Annotated in this window: 14 protein-coding genes and 1 pseudogene; 1 reads left to right on the top strand and 14 read right to left on the bottom strand. The window is 36.3% G+C overall.

The window, feature by feature from the left end:
• Positions 1–23: 23 nt before the first annotated feature.
• The 9 genes from dnaJ to gpr form a co-directional block, all read right to left on the bottom strand.
• Positions 24–1,151, bottom strand: coding sequence for a molecular chaperone DnaJ (gene dnaJ / locus OWO01_RS12400; RefSeq protein ID WP_268780779.1), 1,128 nt, complete (start codon positions 1,149–1,151; stop codon positions 24–26).
• Between the two features lie 160 nt (positions 1,152–1,311).
• Positions 1,312–3,144 carry a molecular chaperone DnaK gene (gene dnaK, locus OWO01_RS12395; RefSeq protein ID WP_268780778.1) on the bottom strand — a complete coding sequence of 611 codons (1,833 nt, stop codon included), beginning with the start codon at positions 3,142–3,144 and terminating at the stop codon, positions 1,312–1,314.
• A 39-nt stretch (positions 3,145–3,183) separates the two neighbouring features.
• Positions 3,184–3,732 (bottom strand): nucleotide exchange factor GrpE, encoded by a 549-nt coding sequence (gene grpE / locus OWO01_RS12390; RefSeq protein WP_268780777.1) that lies wholly within the window; start codon positions 3,730–3,732, stop codon positions 3,184–3,186.
• Positions 3,733–3,876: 144 nt separating this feature from the next.
• A complete protein-coding gene (gene hrcA / locus OWO01_RS12385; protein WP_268780776.1) occupies positions 3,877–4,899 on the bottom strand; it encodes a heat-inducible transcriptional repressor HrcA in 1,023 nt (340 codons plus the stop codon).
• Positions 4,900–5,075: 176 nt separating this feature from the next.
• Positions 5,076–6,227 (bottom strand): radical SAM family heme chaperone HemW, encoded by a 1,152-nt coding sequence (gene hemW, locus OWO01_RS12380; protein ID WP_268780775.1) that lies wholly within the window; start codon positions 6,225–6,227, stop codon positions 5,076–5,078.
• 94 nt (positions 6,228–6,321) lie between these two features.
• Positions 6,322–8,136, bottom strand: coding sequence for a translation elongation factor 4 (gene lepA, locus OWO01_RS12375; protein WP_268780774.1), 1,815 nt, complete (start codon positions 8,134–8,136; stop codon positions 6,322–6,324).
• 92 nt (positions 8,137–8,228) lie between these two features.
• Positions 8,229–8,558, bottom strand: coding sequence for a hypothetical protein (locus OWO01_RS12370; protein ID WP_268780773.1), 330 nt, complete (start codon positions 8,556–8,558; stop codon positions 8,229–8,231).
• Between the two features lie 25 nt (positions 8,559–8,583).
• Positions 8,584–9,762 carry a stage II sporulation protein P gene (spoIIP, locus tag OWO01_RS12365; protein ID WP_268780772.1) on the bottom strand — a complete coding sequence of 393 codons (1,179 nt, stop codon included), beginning with the start codon at positions 9,760–9,762 and terminating at the stop codon, positions 8,584–8,586.
• 85 nt (positions 9,763–9,847) lie between these two features.
• Positions 9,848–10,945 carry a GPR endopeptidase gene (gpr, locus tag OWO01_RS12360; protein ID WP_268780771.1) on the bottom strand — a complete coding sequence of 366 codons (1,098 nt, stop codon included), beginning with the start codon at positions 10,943–10,945 and terminating at the stop codon, positions 9,848–9,850.
• A gap of 198 nt (positions 10,946–11,143) precedes the next feature.
• Between gpr and rpsT the strand changes: the two genes are divergently transcribed.
• Positions 11,144–11,410, top strand: a complete 267-nt coding sequence (rpsT, locus tag OWO01_RS12355; protein WP_268780770.1) for a 30S ribosomal protein S20 — start codon at positions 11,144–11,146, stop codon at positions 11,408–11,410.
• Positions 11,411–12,019: 609 nt separating this feature from the next.
• Here the strand turns inward: rpsT and holA are convergent.
• The 5 genes and pseudogenes from holA to OWO01_RS12330 all read right to left on the bottom strand — a co-directional run bounded on the left by holA (position 12,020) and on the right by OWO01_RS12330 (position 17,897).
• Positions 12,020–13,039 carry a DNA polymerase III subunit delta gene (gene holA / locus OWO01_RS12350; RefSeq protein WP_268780769.1) on the bottom strand — a complete coding sequence of 340 codons (1,020 nt, stop codon included), beginning with the start codon at positions 13,037–13,039 and terminating at the stop codon, positions 12,020–12,022.
• 342 nt (positions 13,040–13,381) lie between these two features.
• Positions 13,382–15,685: a DNA internalization-related competence protein ComEC/Rec2 gene (locus OWO01_RS12345; RefSeq protein ID WP_268780768.1), complete on the bottom strand. Its 2,304-nt coding sequence runs from the start codon at positions 15,683–15,685 to the stop codon at positions 13,382–13,384.
• 469 nt (positions 15,686–16,154) lie between these two features.
• Entirely contained in the window at positions 16,155–16,682 is a 528-nt protein-coding gene (locus tag OWO01_RS12340; protein ID WP_336284196.1) for a phosphotransferase, read from the bottom strand.
• A gap of 46 nt (positions 16,683–16,728) precedes the next feature.
• Positions 16,729–17,196: pseudogene (locus OWO01_RS12335) on the bottom strand (ComE operon protein 2); the annotation flags it as partial.
• Between the two features lie 80 nt (positions 17,197–17,276).
• Positions 17,277–17,897 (bottom strand): helix-hairpin-helix domain-containing protein, encoded by a 621-nt coding sequence (locus tag OWO01_RS12330; protein WP_268780765.1) that lies wholly within the window; start codon positions 17,895–17,897, stop codon positions 17,277–17,279.
• Positions 17,898–18,100: the final 203 nt, after the last annotated feature.

Raw genomic sequence — 18,100 nt, 5'->3', positions numbered from 1 at the left:
TTTTACGAAATCAGCACAACATCTTAATCACCTTTGAATGCACGTTTTACCCGACTGAAAAATGAATCTTCTTGCTCACCAGTAGGTTCATTACCACTTAGATCATTGAATTCTCTTAACAACTCTTTTTGCTTTGCTGTTAGGTTAGTAGGTGTGATCACACGAATTCGGACATGCTGATCACCATGCCCATATCCTCGTACATTTGGAGCTCCTTTACCTTTCAAACGGAATGTTTTCCCTGTTTGTGTTCCAGCAGGTACTTTCAATTTCACTTTACCGTGGACTGTTGGAATTTCAACCTCATCTCCCAATGCAGCTTGAGCATAAGTAACTGGCATCTCACAGAAAATATGATCACCATCACGCTGATAAAACTCGTGATCTCTCACTTGAACAACAACATACAAATCACCAGCGGGACCTCCATTTGCTCCGGGTTCCCCTTGACCAGCTATCCGAATTTGTTGCCCGTCATCAATACCAGCAGGTATACTAATGTGAATTTTCTTCTTCTTTTTCACTTTTCCATTTCCACCACATGTAGAACATTTATCTTTTATTTTCTTACCTGTACCGTTACAATGGTGACAAACACGCTTATTAACAACGCGACCAAACGGTGTGTTCTGTTCTACATTTAACTGACCCGATCCTTTACAATGGGTACACGTTTCAGGTTTCGTACCTGGTTTTGCACCGGATCCATGACACGTATCACACGTCTCCTCTTTAGGTAATTCAACATCTGTTTCTTTCCCAAAGATAGCTTCTTCAAAATCTAATACCATTGTATATTGTAAATCATTCCCTTGACGCGGTGCATTTGGATCTCTCCGACCACCACCGCCACCAAAGAACATATCAAAAATATCACCAAAGCCACCGAAATCTTGACCACCAAAACCTCCACCGCCGAATCCTTGACCTTGAGGTCCAGCATGGCCAAACTGGTCATATTGGCTTCGCTTTTGTTCATCACTTAATACTTCATACGCTTCTTTTGCTTCTTTGAACTTTTCAGGCGCATTCTGATCTTTATTTACATCTGGATGATATTTTCTCGCTAATTTTCGATAAGATTTTTTTATCTCTTCTTTTGAGGCATCTTTTGAGACACCCAAAATATCATAATAATCTCGTTTACTCACTTGACGATCCCTCCCCGTCTCTTCTTTGCATAAAGTTTATCATAACATTGAAACTCTTCTTAGAGCAAATATAATTTTCTAGTAAACAGTGCAAAAGCCAAAGCCAAGTATTACCTGACTTTGACTTTTGTATTTCCTGATAGCAATGATGCCAACAGGTTTATTTATCTTCGTTGTCGTCGTTTACTTCTTCGTAGTCCGCGTCAACCACATCGTCTGATTCATTTCCAGACGCTTCACCTTGTGCAGCCTGTGCTTGTTGCTGTGCTTGCTCGTATAATTTTACAGATAAAGCTTGCACTTCTTGTTCTAACGCTTCTTTCTTCGCTTTGATTTCATCTAAGTCATTTGATTCAATTGCTTTCTTCAAATCTTCTTTTGCTGCTTCAGCTTTTTGTTTTTCTTCGTCAGTTACTTGTTCACCAAGATCTTTAATCACTTTATCTGTTTGGAAAACTAGTTGATCTGCTTCGTTTCTAAGATCTACTTCTTCCCGACGCTTTTTATCCGCTTCCGCATTTTCTTCGGCATCTTTTACCATTTGTTCTACTTCTTCATCAGAAAGACCAGAAGATGATTTAATCGTAATCGATTGCTCTTTGTTCGTACCTAAGTCTTTTGCACGGACATTTACGATACCATTGGCATCAATATCAAATGACACCTCAATTTGCGGAACACCTCGTGGTGCTGGTGGAATATCTGTTAATTGGAAACGACCAAGTGTTTTGTTATCAGCAGCCATTTCACGCTCCCCTTGCAAGACGTGAATATCTACTGCAGTTTGGTTGTCCGCAGCTGTTGAGAACACTTGTGAATGGCTAGTAGGAATGGTTGTGTTACGCTCAATTAATTTCGTCGTGACACTACCCATCGTTTCAATACCTAATGATAATGGTGTTACATCAAGTAAAACAACGTCTTTTACATCACCTTGCAGGACTCCACCTTGAATAGCGGCACCTAAAGCTACTACTTCGTCAGGATTTACTCCTTTTGAAGGTTCTTGACCAATCTCTTTTTTGATTGCTTCTTGTACAGCAGGAATACGTGTTGAACCACCAACTAATAGCACTTTATGAATTTCTGAAGCATTTAAACCAGCATCTTTTAACGCTTGACGAGTAGGTCCCATCGTACGTTCTACTAAATCAGCAGAAAGTTCATCGAATTTCGCGCGTGTAAGCGTCATTTCTAAGTGTAAAGGACCAGCTTCACCTGCTGTAATAAACGGTAAAGAAAGTTGTGTTTGTCCTACACCAGAAAGATCTTTTTTCGCTTTTTCCGCAGCGTCTTTCAAACGTTGTAATGCCATTTTATCTTTTGACAAGTCAATGCCGTTTTCTTTTTTAAACTCAGCAACCATGTGATCAATAATTACTTCATCAAAATCATCTCCGCCGAGACGGTTGTCACCAGCAGTTGCGACTACTTCAAAAGTTCCATCACCAATATCTAAAATGGAAACGTCAAAAGTACCACCACCAAGGTCATAAACCAATACAGTTTGATCTTGATCGCCTTTATCAATTCCATATGCCAAAGCAGCAGCAGTTGGCTCGTTAATGATTCGCTCTACTTCTAAACCAGCCACTTTACCAGCGTCTTTTGTTGCTTGACGTTCTGCATCATTAAAGTAAGCAGGTACGGTAATAACAGCTTTCTCAACTTTTTCCCCTAAATAATCTTCTGCATAAGATTTAATGTATTGAAGAATAATCGCCGAAATTTCTTGTGGCGTATACTCTTTACCCTCTACCTCCACTTTATAATCTGTTCCCATGTGACGTTTAATGGACTGAATCGTGTTTGGGTTCGTAATTGCTTGACGCTTTGCTACCTCCCCAACTTGTCGTTCACCATTTTTAAATGAGACAACAGAAGCAGTTGTTCTATTACCTTCTGGATTCGGGATAACTTTCGCTTCTCCACCTTCCATTACTGCAACACATGAATTCGTTGTTCCTAAATCAATACCAATTATTTTACTCACGATTTTTTCCTCCTTTTAACAAGTATGTAATTACGTTAATTATTGATTTACTTTTACCATTGCCGGTCGAATAACTCGATCCTTTAATTGATAACCTTTTTGTAATTCTTCTACTACCGTATTCGATTCAAAATTGTCATCCTCTACCTGCATAACTGCCTGATGAATATTCGGATCGAATACTTCTCCCACTGTTTCGATCACTTCTACCCCTTCTTTTTCAAGTGCGGTTGTCAGCTGACGATAAACCATTTCAATACCTTCGACAAAATTCTTAGAAGAATCGTCTGTTGGCTTGGCTTGTAGTGCTCGTTCGAAGTTATCTACAACAGGTAAGAGTTCTGTGACAAGCGCTTGTGATTTATACTTTAAATCAGCAGCCTTTTCACGTTGAGTTCTTTTTCGAAAATTATCATATTCAGCTTGAATACGCAGAAATTTATGATAAAGTTCCTCATTTTCTTTTTGAAGTTTCGCGATCTCACTATCATCTTCTTTTTGCTCCACTTCGTCTTCCACAAGTTCTTGTTCCACTTCATTTACTTCTTCCATAATTTCTTCTTCTGTATGTTGATCTTTATTTTCCATACGTTCACCCCCTAAATAACGTAAAATCCTAGTAGACTATATCACGAATATTGTGATAAATAAAGTAATAATCAAGTGACATACCTATAAGGATGAAGGGTCGTCCCCCTCACCCCTACTCTATCTACGACTACTTCACCACTACTATATCCAACGATGAAATGTATTAGTCATTTGTGTTGACAATAAATTCAGTAAAGAAATCACACGTGAATATTCCATTCTTTTTGGTCCTAATAATGCAACCGTACCAACTTGTTCTCCAGCTAAAGAATAGGTAGCTGTGATTAGACTACATTCTTGCATCTCATGAACTTTATTTTCTTGACCAATTGCTACATGAATTCCATCTTGATATGAGCGCAACACATTTGCAATTACATCTTCTTTTTCCATTACCGAATATAAGGAATGAACTTTCGTTATATCATTAAATTCAGGCTGTAACATAATATTCGTTATACCACCGATATACAGATTAGCTGGCTGTTGTTCAAATAAGGCACCTTTTAAATATTGAATCGCTGTATCAACATCAGATACGTATTTGTCTAAAATAGATGCTAACTCTTTTTGAAGCCTTTCCTGCAATTGAATGATAGGTACATCAGATAATTTTTCATTTAGAATGTTTATCAATTTTTCCAAATCTGAGGCCCGAATTTCTGCCGGAATGGTAAAAGACCGGTGTTCTACATGCCCTGTATTTGTTACTAATATCGCTACTGCAGTATTGGATGATAAATGAATGATTTGTAATTGTTTTAGTGTTGTTTCAAACACTTTTGGCCCTAAAATAATCGACGTGTAGTTGGTTAAATCAGACAATACTTTTGCTGAGTTTTGCACGACATGTTCAAATTCCACCAAATCTTCATTAAAGACATTACTAATTATCTTTTTATCTGCTGAAGACAAGTGAAAAGGTAGCAAAAGATGATCGACATAGAAACGATAACCTTTTTCTGAAGGCACACGTCCAGAAGAAGAATGTGTTTTCTCAATGTATCCCATCTCTTCCAAATCAGCCATTTCATTTCGAATCGTTGCAGGGCTATAAGTAACTTCTTGCTTCTTTGAAATTGCACGTGACCCTATTGGTTGCGCTGTTTGGATGAACTCATCAATAATCACTTGCAAAATCAATAATTGTCTATTAGATAGCATCGATGATCACCTCTGTTAGCACTCTTATCTAACGAGTGCTAATTCTATTTATAAATTATCAAATCCATTTCTACTTGTCAATGCTAATGCTCGAAAAGAATCATGATTTTTCGAATGAAAGGAGACTCCAAGAAACATATAACGATTCAAAACATGTAGCTAGGAAAGCACAAGTTTTATTTAATCAAGATGTCGCTATCAAGTAGAAACTTTTGAAACACTTCATTACCAAATAATTGACCTTCTTCGGTTAATGTTATGCCGGTCGGGGTTTCAGTGATCCAATTTCTCTGTTTAAGGTCGACTAGTTCTTTTTCGTATAAATCGACTAATTGATATCCGTATTTCATTTGAAATTGATCTACATTTACACCAGATCTTTTGCGTAGCCCGAGAAAAAGCTCTTCTTCGATTTGCTCTTTTTTCCCGATCGTTTCATAGTGTAAAACAGGCTCCCCCGTCTCTGTCGCTGCTTTTACGTATGCAGGAAACGGACGGAGGTTGATAATCCTTTTACCAGGAAGATACCCGTGTGCACCAGCCCCAAACCCATAATAATATTCATTATTCCAATAAGTTAGATTGTGCTTACTTTCATAGCCCGGCTCTGCAAAATTACTGATTTCATATTGCTTCTTACCATGTGCATTCATTTGATTGATTAAAAACTTATACATCGCTGCTTCAGTTTCTTCAGGAGCTTTTTGTAACTTTCCTTTTTGATACCGCTGATAAAATATTGTCTTCGGTTCTATTTGTAACGAATAGGAAGAATAATGCGGTAAGTCAAAGGTCAAAGCTTTTTCAACTGATCGTTGAAAATGTTCTAGCGTTTGTCCTGGTAAACCATACATTAAATCAATGCTTATATTGGTAATCCCATGTTTTTTTAAATGATAAATATTATCGTCCACATCTTTTATTCGATGCAATCTCCCTAAATCTTCAAGTAATTGATCATCGAAAACTTGTGCCCCCATCGATATACGATTGACACCTGCCTTTTTTAGCAGCTTAATTTTCTCCTCATTTAAATCACCTGGATTTGCTTCAAAGGTATATTCTTCTACCTGATTGACATCAAAATACGTCGCTATTGTCTTTAGCAAAAAATCTAATTGCTTAACATTTAATGCCGTAGGAGTACCACCACCTACAAAGATCGTTTTCATTTTTTTTCGAGGTGATTTAATATAAGTAGATATTTCTTTCTTTAAGGCCGCAAGATACTGATCAGCCATTTTTTCTTCATAGAAAAATTTAGTGAAATCACAATAATAACAAATTTTTTCACAAAACGGTATATGAATATAAACCGAAGAAACCATAATAACCATCCTTACTTATTTGTATGAAAAACCCTTGTCACGAATAGACAAGGGTAGCCATACCTATATTAACATTCTTATTTCTTAAAAAACTTTATTCATCATCCATTCGAAGTACTGCCATAAACGCTTCTTGTGGAACTTCAACAGATCCGACCATTTTCATACGTTTCTTACCTTCTTTTTGTTTCTCTAATAACTTACGTTTACGGGAAATATCTCCACCATAACATTTAGACAAAACATTTTTCCGCATCGCTTTTATTGTATTTCGAGCAACAATTTTATTCCCAATTGCGGCTTGAATTGGCACTTCGAATTGTTGTCTTGGAATAAGTTCTTTTAATTTATCTACAATTTGCTTCCCACGTTCAAATGAAAAATCACGATGTACAATAAAGGAAAGGGCATCAATCGTCTCTCCATTTAATAAGATATCCATCTTCACTAGTTTGGATGGTTTGTAGCCTTCCATTTCATAATCAAATGAAGCATATCCTTTTGTTTGTGATTTTAATGTATCAAAAAAATCATAAACAATCTCGGCTAGTGGGATATCGTAAACCACATTTACACGGTTTTCATCTAAGTATTTCATATCAATAAAGTCCCCACGTTTTCTCTGGCAGAGCTCCATAACTGGACCAACATAATCATTTGGCACCATAACCGTTGCTTTTACATAAGGTTCCAAAACCTCTTCTATTGATTGCGTATCTGGCATAAACGATGGATTATCAATAGATATTGTCGATCCATCTGTTAATTTCACTTGATAAATTACACTAGGGGCGGTGGTAATTAAATCGATATTAAATTCACGTTCTATTCGCTCCTGAATAATCTCCATGTGCAAAAGGCCTAAGAAGCCACAACGAAAACCAAACCCTAATGCTTGTGATGTTTCCGCTTCATATTGTAATGAAGAGTCGTTTAATTCTAAACGTTCAAGCGCCTCACGTAAATCGTTATACCTATTCGCATCAATAGGGTAAAGACCACAGAACACCATTGGATTCAATTTACGATATCCAGGTAGTGCCTCAGAAGCAGGATTTTTAGCCAAAGTAATGGTATCTCCAACTCGTGAATCTCCAACATTTTTAATCGATGCGGCCAAATAACCAACATCTCCCACATGCAGTTCGTCTAACGGTAACGGTTTTGGGTTGAATACTCCAACCTCATTCACTTCAAATTCCTTACCGGTTGCCATCATTTTTATTTTATCGCCAACTTTAACAGAACCTTCTTTAATACAAACATAGGCAATAACCCCACGATAAGGATCATACAATGAATCAAAAATCAACGCTTTTAATGGATCATTTTTATCGCCAGCAGGTGCAGGTATTTTATCAACAACAGCTGATAAAATATCTTCAATCCCAATTCCAGCTTTTGCGCTAACCAACAAGGCTTCATCCCCATCAATACCTATAACATCGGTGATTTCTTGTTTGACTCTTTCTGGATCAGCACTAGGTAAGTCAATTTTGTTAATTACAGGAATTATTTCTAAATCGTTATCTAATGCTAAATAAACATTTGCTAATGTCTGTGCTTCAATCCCTTGAGCTGCATCGACTACCAAAATTGCACCTTCACAAGCAGCTAAGCTTCGAGATACTTCATAGGTAAAGTCGACATGTCCCGGTGTATCAATCAGATGAAAAAGATATTCTTCCCCATCATGGTGCTGATATTTTAATTGAACTGCATTTAATTTTATGGTGATACCTCGTTCACGTTCCAAATCCATTGCATCAAGAAATTGTTCTTTCATTTCTCGTTGACTTAACGCTTTTGTTTTCTCTAATATACGATCGGCTAATGTCGATTTACCATGATCGATATGAGCGATGATAGAAAAATTTCGTACTCTCTTTTGCTCTCTAGCGTTTACCAATATTCATTCACTCCTATTTTTTCGGACAGCAATACTAGGTTGATTATAGCAGTGTTGAACAAATGATTCAATTACTTTTATCCTCGGGCAACCTAACCTAAAAATAAATCGGCAATTTTCGACGCTACTTCAATGGCACCATCATAAAACCACAACCCTACCCCTTCGACGACTTGAGCAATGGTAAGTGTAGTAGTTTTTTTAAATGGTGGTTCTTCATTCTCTATCAAAAAATTCATTTCTTCTTGTTCGACTAGAATAGCATCTGTGTTTATATCAGCTATAACTTCATGATCACTAATCACACTTTCAGGCTCATCGATTAGGTCTGCTTCGCTGCTTACTGATTGACTCGAAGACCCTAACATTACACCTGTTAATAACAAAAAGGCACTAAATAAAAACACGACTATGATCCGCATTGTACTCACCCTTCCTAAAATAGTATTATTCACTTATTTCATTTCCTTGAACTGCTTCAGCATCCCAATAATAATCACTAAAAATTTCAGCAAAAACATCAGCTGACCGGTACAACTCCGATAATGTGTTATCTACACCACCGAATTCTATTAATATGGCGTTCTCTGCTAAATTTTGATTGTAAACACCATCTCTACCCGAACCACCCATTTGAACGACCCCTCGACTAATTCCAGGATACTGCTCTTCTAACATCTCATGCAATTTAGTAGCTAAAGCAATGTTTTTTTCATTTCCCTGAAAATCTGCTCCAATGACGAAAAAGAAACTTGCATATGATGTTCCGTTTATTTCCGTTGTTGTATCTTCACGCCTGCGACTATCACGGTGAATATCGAATACATAGCGCAGATCGTTATTCGTTGCTAATGCTTCTTCAATGATTGGTCGTGAAGCTTGATACGACTGCCAATATTCCCAATTATTCTCATGTAATACATCTGTAAAATCTGTCCGGTCTACTAACGTACCAATACCTTTTACAGCCAAACTTTCCTTCAATCTTTCACTTACCATCGTGACATTTACCTCTGGATGAAAGGCATCGTTAGGATGTTCTGCATTTTCTAAATGTGGCAGAAATGACTCCCGATTGTGTGTATTATAAAGAAATACTACCTTCCTATCATCTACAATTGATTCCCTTTCTTCGCTATCAGGCAAGTCAGTAACAGCATCTTCTTCATCTGTCGTTGCATCTCGTTGTTCTAGTACAACTTCTAATGGTGGAGAAGATTCAATTGGTAAGTTCGCATAATTTGTCCCTTCTCTTGCAACGATTATTTTTTGATCATACCCATAAAACCCAGGTAATTCTCGTCCCAATAAACTCCTCGCATCATTAGGCTTGATATTAGTAGCCAACTGAAACAATAAATCCGTCCATTGAATTGGTTGAACCTCGTCTTTATGTGCAAGTCCAAATTGCGTATCTTCCATCGCAAAAATATATAAGAATAACGAATCGTGCCATTGTGATGTGAAATTTGATAATAATGCAGTTGACGTTCGTTGGGTCGGGTTAATGGTTGAAATGAAACCAATAAAACTGAATAAAAATAGTATGATCATCGCCCACAACAAGCAAATTTTCATGATTTGATTAGGTTGATTGGTTACTTTCATTTTTTTCAATTTTGGCATAAATAATACGCTCCCACATCTCTAGTATATTTACTAGATCATATGATAGAGCGCATAAAGATAGAACTAATCGTTTTGAATTGTTTTAGCGGGTATAGTTAGCAGGATCATCTGCTTTTACTTGTTCGTGGAGGCCTACATTAATACCAGAAGCAATTAAGTGAGACATATCTTTCATATAACCGTCTATTTCTTTTGGTGTAACCATTAAATTATGGCCTAGCGGACTCAATACTTCATGAATTAAAGCTCGTTTTTCATCGTCGCCTAGTTGACCAATCATTCCAAAGATTGCAGCTCTCTTATCTTTTGTTGGCAAATCTTCTTCTGTTAACGTTCGTTCGCCAAATGTCATACTTGCTGGAGCCAAACGTTTGGATGGCTTATCTTTCTCTTTCCATTCTCGCCCAAAATGTTTGTACACATAATCAATCGTATCACTAGTAATCGTAACTGCATCTACCACAGTAGGTACACCAATCGCAATAACTGGAATTCCTAAAGTATCCATACTCAATTCCTTCCGTTTGTTACCAACACCTGATCCTGGGTGAATACCTGTATCCGCCAATTGGATGGTTGCATTTACACGTTCGACCGATCGCGATGCAAGTGCATCAATAACAATTACAAAATCGGGATTTACTTTATCGATGACACCCCGAATGATATCACTGGTTTCTACTCCAGTGACACCCATCACTCCTGGTGATAAAGCAGACACGGAACGATATCCTTCTTGCACAGTCTCTGGATGAAACTCGAATAAATGTCTTGTAACTAACACCTTATCTAAAGCCATCGGGCCAAGAGCATCGGGAGTGACATGACCATTACCCAATCCCACTACTAAACAACTACTATTCGGCGAAATTTTATTCATTGTTAATAATTCTTTTAGTGCTTCTGCCAACACTTCAGCTGTTTCTTGTTGTGCGTGAGTGTCTTGTTTCTTCACTGCTTCGGATTGAATGGTTATATAATTTCCTGCCTTTTTACCTATTTGTTCTGCTCCCTCTTCACTTATTGTTACATGAGAAACAGCATAACCTCGTATGTCCTTTTCCTTTATGGAAACACCTTGCATGTCTTGTTTCGTTTTCTTCTGCTGCCCAACATACATTTCACGTGCTTCTACTGCTAAATCTGTTCGAACGGTTATTTTTTGATCATTACGTTCCATAAATAACACCCTCCTCAGTAGCAACCATCTTAATTACTAAGATAGTATTTCCTCCCCTTAACTTAACCATTCATCCAACAAATCATACCGAGTAGACCTCTCTGGAATATTTTTATTGAAAACTCGAGCAAGCTCTGGTACAATGACTTTTGATCCATAGTTATTTATAATGGATGTTAATATGCGGAGGTGAAAAATATGGCTAATATTAAATCAGCAATCAAACGTGTTCGATTAAATCAAGATCGTCATGCGCTTAACGCACCAGTTAAGTCTGAAATGCGTACAAATATCAAACGTGTAGAAAGTCTTATCAGTGAAAATAATGCTGCAGAAGCAAAAGTAGCGTTAACACAAGCGATTAAAAAAATTGATAAAGCAATTCAAAAAGGCATTATCCATCAAAACAGTGGTGACCGCCAAAAATCACGTCTTACAAAACAAGTTAACCAACTTAGCGCTTAATTTATTTTGATGACCAACATAAAAAACGATCCTTTTAAAAGGATCGTTTTTTATTGCACGAATAACAAAAAATCACTCGCATTTATTTATTGCTATTGACAAGTTTCCATAAACTGTACAGTAACGAGAAGTTTTTATACCCGCTCCTCAAATGAAATTGGCTCCCTTTCACCACAAGGGTATAAGTGCGACATCGCATCAAAACTACTATCGTCGTGTCTTCTTTACCTCAGGTCGCGGCTTCAGCTAACTCGCAATGCACTCGAGTGGATCTTTAGCTCGTGGGACTGCGATTACTCATATCATCAAAAACATTCACTTGTCCTGCTAGAGTGCCGCCAATTTCATTTGATACGCTTATTGCAAACAAGCTTGGTTCCCCTAAACATAAAGACAACATATTTCGATTTTACACAGTGAGAATTGAGCGAAGTCAGAAAATGGTTGACACTCCTCGAAAATAAAGAACGATTTTCTTCGTGCGGTGTTTGGCTTTGAAGCATTCCTTGTCCAGTGGGGTTAGCTGAGGCCACGCCCACGGAAAGGGAGCCCCTTTTCTGACGTAGCGGGCAAGGACCACTTGCTTAAACACAGTTTATGTAAAATGTGTCATTTATTGATTAATTGATATAATAACATTTCGAAGGCTAGTGTTTTTTCTGATTTTCCTTGTTTTATTTCAGAATCCGTATTTGCGCATGCCGTTAAACAGAAATATAAAAAATCAAGCGCAAATTTCTTTTCTCGTTCTAAAGCCATTTTCACAACATATGGGTGAACTTTTAACTGTTGTGCCATTTGATTTTGGCTGTACCCTTTTTGCTTTAAAATTTTCACCTGATATATTGTACGGAATTGTGCAGCTAACAGTGCTACTAATGCAATAACCTCTTCATTCATTCGCTCCAAATCTTTAAATATTTGTATTGCTCGAGTTAAATCCTTTGCGATAACCGCATCGACTAATTTTAAACCAGACGTGTTGGCTTGGCGGGAAAGTAATTGATCAGCAATATCTGTAGTGACCTTTCCGTTCTCTTCAACATACAAAGCGAATTTTTCTAACTCTTTTTGCAGCAACGAAAGATTCGTGCCACTCTCTTGGACCAACATTTCATAAACTGGTTTCTCTAACGACATTTTTAACTCTTTCGTCATATGGTCAATCCACTGATCGATATGCCAAGCTTTTATTTCTTCACAAGCAATAAACATTGCGTTTTTTTTCAATAATTTCGTTAATTTCTTTCGCTCATCTAGTTTTTCGTATGGAGCTACTAATATTAAAGTACTAAAATCTACTGGCTCCTGCACATAACTAAGCAAGCTTTCCATATCATGATCAATTCCAGTTTTGTTTGGTTTTGCCGTTAGAAAAATCGGATGATAAGCAAGTACAATTTTTCTCTCACCGAAAAAGGGATACGTTTCAACATCAAGTAAAACGTCTTGAATAGAAACCTCTTCCAGGTCATATTTACTCACATTATCCGTTTGGTCTTCTGTTGCAATCTTTTGCATAATTTTTTTTATGATTGATTCAATAAGATACGATTCTGTCCCATATATTACATATATATTTTCTAATTTTACTTTACGCAATTTTTCTACAGCTTCTATGTACTTCATTTCTCTATAACCTCCGTTAACTATACACGTTAGTTCTATCGTAATGTGTATTCCCGGATAACACAAGAAAAAAAAGAAAGGAGCAACATATGGTTACTCCTTTCGCAATCTATATAAACGATAAAAGATAGTCCCTAGGCAGCTATTTTTTATCGATGTTTTAGAAGACATCTTTTTTGTCTGTAAAAGCTGCTTCTTTTATAGATTGACCCAATGAAGAAAAACTAGGCATGTTAACTGTTGCTAACAAAGGTAATTGTCTGAAATATGATCAATTTTCAGACAAGCAACGTAGTTCCAATACACCTTCCGTACAGTTAAACTTTTTCTATCCAAAATATCCTATGGTATAAAGGGTAAAAATGTTCCACCTTGTTCTGATTCTTGAAAAATATATTGAATAGCCCCATGAACATCCGTACGATATATCGGTATATCCCTATCCTCTAGTCTTTTTAAAACTTCAGCATTTGGATGCTGAAATCGGTTGTTTTCTCCTACTGAAATCAGAGCTATTTGCGGCTGAAGTGCTCCTAAAAATGGTTCAGAAGTCGACGTTTGACTTCCATGATGTGGAACACGTAATACATCAATAGTTAAATCTGGATAAGATTTTATTATGTTTTGCTCAACAATACTTGTAATATCACCAGTTAGCAGCCAAGTTAATGATCCAAATTCAGTAAGAAGCACCAATGAATTATCATTTTTATCTTGCCAATCGAAAGCAGGACTAAGCACAGTGAAGAGATGTTCATTGATGATAATTCTGTCATTTTGTGTTGCGGTGATAATAGTCTGATTATTATCCGTGAAAACAGTAGACAAATCTTTAGACATAGCAAAATACTCACTTGTAATTACTAAGTCCACTAGAAAATCGTCTAATAAAAAAGGAACGCTTCCGATATGGTCATGATGTGCGTGGGATAAAAATATCGCATCAATTTTACGAATTCCTCGACTATGCAGATAAGGTTTGATCACTTGACGATAAACACGATCCGATGGGGTCTGAAAATCATTCATCATTGTCCCACCGACATCATAAATAATCACCGCTTTACGGTATGGTAATTCAATCACCAGCGCGTCTGCTTGACCAACGTCCAGCATAGTAACTGTTCCATAAGGATTAAGATATGGCCTTACAAGAAGGAAGATACAAAGAAAGGTTAGGCAAGTAGTCTTTACAAGTGCTTTTCGATATCTTTTCTGATCAAAAAATCTCATCATTGCAAAAAACAGGAGATAAAATGCCAATAAGAAAAAGATTGAACATTCTCCCACAATGATAGGAGCAGAAAAAAAATCATTTACCGTAAACAATAATGTGATCATTTTATCTTGTATAAATACAAAAATACTATCCAATAAAGAAAGGAAAGATTGTGGAAATAAATAAAGGCTAATAAAAAAGAAGAAAAGGAATGGCATGACGAAAGTGGTAAAATACGGAACAAACAAGACGTTTATCAACAAAGCCAATGGTTGGAAAGTATAAAAATGGCTGATTTGAATCGGCAATACACTGACCATACTAATCATACTTACCAAAAAAACTACAGTGAAATATTTTTTGTATCGCGATAATATTCGTCTAGACAAGATGAGTGAATAGGTAACAACAAAAGAATACTGAAATCCAATTTGGTATATAATTTCTCTGTTACCCAACAGAAGCAATAGAAAAACAACACTAACAAGATCTACTATCGTAAACAACTTATGTTGCTTGCAACACACGAAACCAATAATCATCATAAGTACCGCTCTCCATACAGATGGTGATCCTCCTGTTAAAAATGGATAGAAAATCAAAAGTACAGCAATGAAATAATGAGAAGTTATTTTGGTAGCTATACCTGTCCGCAACAAGAAAAAATAAAGAAAACTTCCCAGAACGCCAATATGCAGGCCCGAAATCGCAAGCAAATGCGATAAATTCCAATCTCGGAATAATTCTACAACAGAATCAGGTAAAGCATCGACTTTTCCAAATAACAAGGACTGCATCCACATAGCAGAAGTGGAACTCAGTTTTTTATCAATAGTTTTCACTATTTTTTGTCGATATTGATAAATACTTCCACGCATTGAAAAAGAATCATCACAAACGATGTTTTTTGGATTTGTTACTGTGACTTGGTAATGAATCTTTTGTTGAGCTAAATATTGTTGATAGTTAAATTGTCCGGGATTATTACTTGATGGTGGAATTGTTTTGGCACCACTGATTTGGCAAGTTGATCCTGTTTGCCATTTGGTAGGAACAGATGGGCTTTCATCTCCATTAGAATCATTGTGAAAAGATGTTACGAGGATTTTTTCTTTCGTGTTTGCTTCTAAAAAAACAAAAGAAGTTCGATCATTTTTATGGTCAACCTCTGAATCAATCTTACCAAACATTGTTATAGCGGGTTGGTTGTCTATATTGTCTAGTGGTGATAATCGCGGGAAGTAATAGTAGGAAAAAAATATACAAACAACTAAGATTACGCAGATATGACCTCTTTTGATTCGTTTCGTTTGAAACATGGCAACTAGCCATATCAACGCAACACCATAAGCATGGAGAGCGTTGACACGACTAGCATAGAATCCGACTAACGCCCCAATAGTAAGGAGGTGCCAATTTCCTTTCAATTCTTATATTCCCCCTCTTAAATAAAGATTGCTCAATAACTTTTATACTCTATATTCATGTTAAGACTTATCCGCTTTTATTTGTGGTGAAAAAGGAAACACAAACGTCTTTACTTATTGCAGAAACGCACCCGTTTGTTTAACAAGCAATATCACAAAAAAGAAACTATATTAAAGAAAGTTGTTCTTCAATATTCTATCAAGTTTAGTTTTTCTTCGAATAGTTAATTCTACATAGTTACTTGTCGCCTCATTTACCCCATTGTTAATAAATAGAGCGAGAATACCTCTAGTAAACCATAGGGCAAGACTTTCTTTAAGTACATTCCAATTAAACGCTTTAAAATTAGATAAATATCCATTCCTAAAATCAATTAAAGATGTAATTAACTCATTTTCACTTTTATTCCAATCAATACATGAAGAAATAACTGCACTTATATCAAAATGGTTATTGCCTTTTCTTACTTCACCAAAAATCAATAATATAAATTTTGTTTTTATTAAATAGCAGATTCCACACACCCAAGTCTCCATGTATATAGCAGTTTTTTTCAAACTTGTAATTTGCACACTTCTCAATTAAAGTAACTAATTTACTTTTATATTCTAAGTTGTTGAATTCTACTCTCTGTTTAATTTCAAACCACATATTCTCCAAGGAAAATCGGTCATTTTGCTCGTGAATTCCTGTAATTGTCTTAGTATTAGAATGAAATAGAGATATTGCTTTACCCATTTTATAAAGATTAATTTCTTTGTTTGTATCCTTATCGTTTTCAATATAATTTTGCAGATTATATATATGTGCATTATCTTTTATATAAGACTGATTCTTATTGCTTAACAGGATTCTCGAAGAAATGTTGTGGTCAGACAATCCTTTAGATAGTAAAAATTCAGTTGTAGCTTGCTTAGTATCTTTAAGCTTTCTCAAGATATATTTCCCATCAACTGTAATTACTAATTTAGCATTTGAGGTGTTTCCTTTATTTATATCAACAACCTCACTAACATTTCCATTATCGTTCCTCCCTCACCTATTGAATTGAGTTGTTTTCCATCAGTAAGGATAGCGTTTCTTTTCGTAAGGGAACTTTTTCCGTATGCACATTGGCTTCATTAAATAGTTCTAATGCGTACGGATGATTTTTATAGTCATTTGCATAATACACTTTAGTAATACCAGCTTGTATAATGGACTTACAACATTGCAAGCAAGGAAAATGCGTAACGTAAATTTCTGCTTTCTCTGTCGTTACACCAAATTTAGCACATTGTAAAAGTGCATTTATTTCAGCATGAATCGTTCGTACACAATGATTCTCAATGACATAGCAGCCATCGTCGATACAGTGCGCGCTACCTGCTACACTACCGTTATAACCTCCGGCAATAATACGTTTGTCTCGAACAATGGTTGCCCCCACCATTAACCGTTCACACGTACTACGCAAAGCGATCAAATGACTCTGAGCCATAAAATATTGGTCCCATGAAATTCTCCCCATAAGATGACACCCTCTCTTAAAATCCGCTATTTTCATACTAAGTTTAGCCAAATAGCATCATTTCGTCAATCGTAAAATTTTCATGGAATTTGAACATATTCCTTCATATTTTCCACTGTTTTAGACCCAATACCTGATATTTGTTGTAGGTCATCAATGGATGAAAACGGCCCATTTTCCTCACGAAACTGAATAATAGCTGCAGCTTTTACACTACCAATTCCCGGCAATGATTCGATCTCACTCTGTGTCGCTGAATTTATGCGAATCTTTCCACTTTCTGTTGACGAATGGCTAGAATAATCCCAGTCTGCTCCTAATTCATCTTCGGTTGGGATATAAATTACCATCTCATCATAAACTTTCTCTGCTAAATTGATTTGATTAATTGCAGCATCTTCGGTAAATCCACCAGCGATTTCAATAATGTCAATTACACGCTCATTACCGATTATTTGGTATACGTTCGGATAATGGACTGCACCTTTTATGTCTACAAAGTAATCCTCTTCCGTTGGGGTATCTGATAGAAAATGTGTTTGGTCGTCGCTTTGTGATTCTCTATATACAAAGGTGTGCGGCGTATCCTCTTCATATTTAGACGATCGAACCAAATTCTTTCCAATTTCCCAACCAGAAAAAAGGAACACAATAACAATGATACAAAATATTATCCAATTGTCTTTAATCCACTCGAGCAAACATTTCACATCCTTATAAGTTAGATAAAGGAATTTAGTTGGATACTTGAGATACTAGGAAGAATAAAGCTTTGTTGTTATTTATGAGGGGGTGTCATGAAACGAAGGAAGTGGTGTTAAGTTTATAATTCGACACATTCACTCATATTCCTGCTGAATTTAAAATTATTTTCAAGAGGAAATTGAATATCATCTAGTTACTT

Origin of the sequence: Natronobacillus azotifigens (genome assembly GCF_026805325.1) — a bacterium.
Classification (GTDB): Bacteria; Bacillota; Bacilli; order Bacillales; family Amphibacillaceae; genus Natronobacillus; species Natronobacillus azotifigens.
The sequence above is the reverse complement of the archived record's forward strand: the minus strand, read 5'-3'. Positions and strand labels throughout refer to the sequence as shown.

Bases quoted from the DNA above. Each gene is read 5' to 3' on its own strand.
- grpE (WP_268780777.1), bottom strand. From the start codon at position 3,732: ATGGAAAATAAAGATCAACATACAGAAGAAGAAATTATGGAAGAAGTA.
- hrcA (WP_268780776.1), bottom strand. From the start codon at position 4,899: ATGCTATCTAATAGACAATTATTGATTTTGCAAGTGATTATTGATGAG.
- hemW (WP_268780775.1), bottom strand. From the start codon at position 6,227: ATGGTTTCTTCGGTTTATATTCATATACCGTTTTGTGAAAAAATTTGT.
- OWO01_RS12370 (WP_268780773.1), bottom strand. From the start codon at position 8,558: ATGCGGATCATAGTCGTGTTTTTATTTAGTGCCTTTTTGTTATTAACA.
- spoIIP (WP_268780772.1), bottom strand. From the start codon at position 9,762: ATGCCAAAATTGAAAAAAATGAAAGTAACCAATCAACCTAATCAAATC.
- gpr (WP_268780771.1), bottom strand. From the start codon at position 10,945: ATGGAACGTAATGATCAAAAAATAACCGTTCGAACAGATTTAGCAGTA.
- rpsT (WP_268780770.1), top strand. From the start codon at position 11,144: ATGGCTAATATTAAATCAGCAATCAAACGTGTTCGATTAAATCAAGAT.
- holA (WP_268780769.1), bottom strand. From the start codon at position 13,039: ATGAAGTACATAGAAGCTGTAGAAAAATTGCGTAAAGTAAAATTAGAA.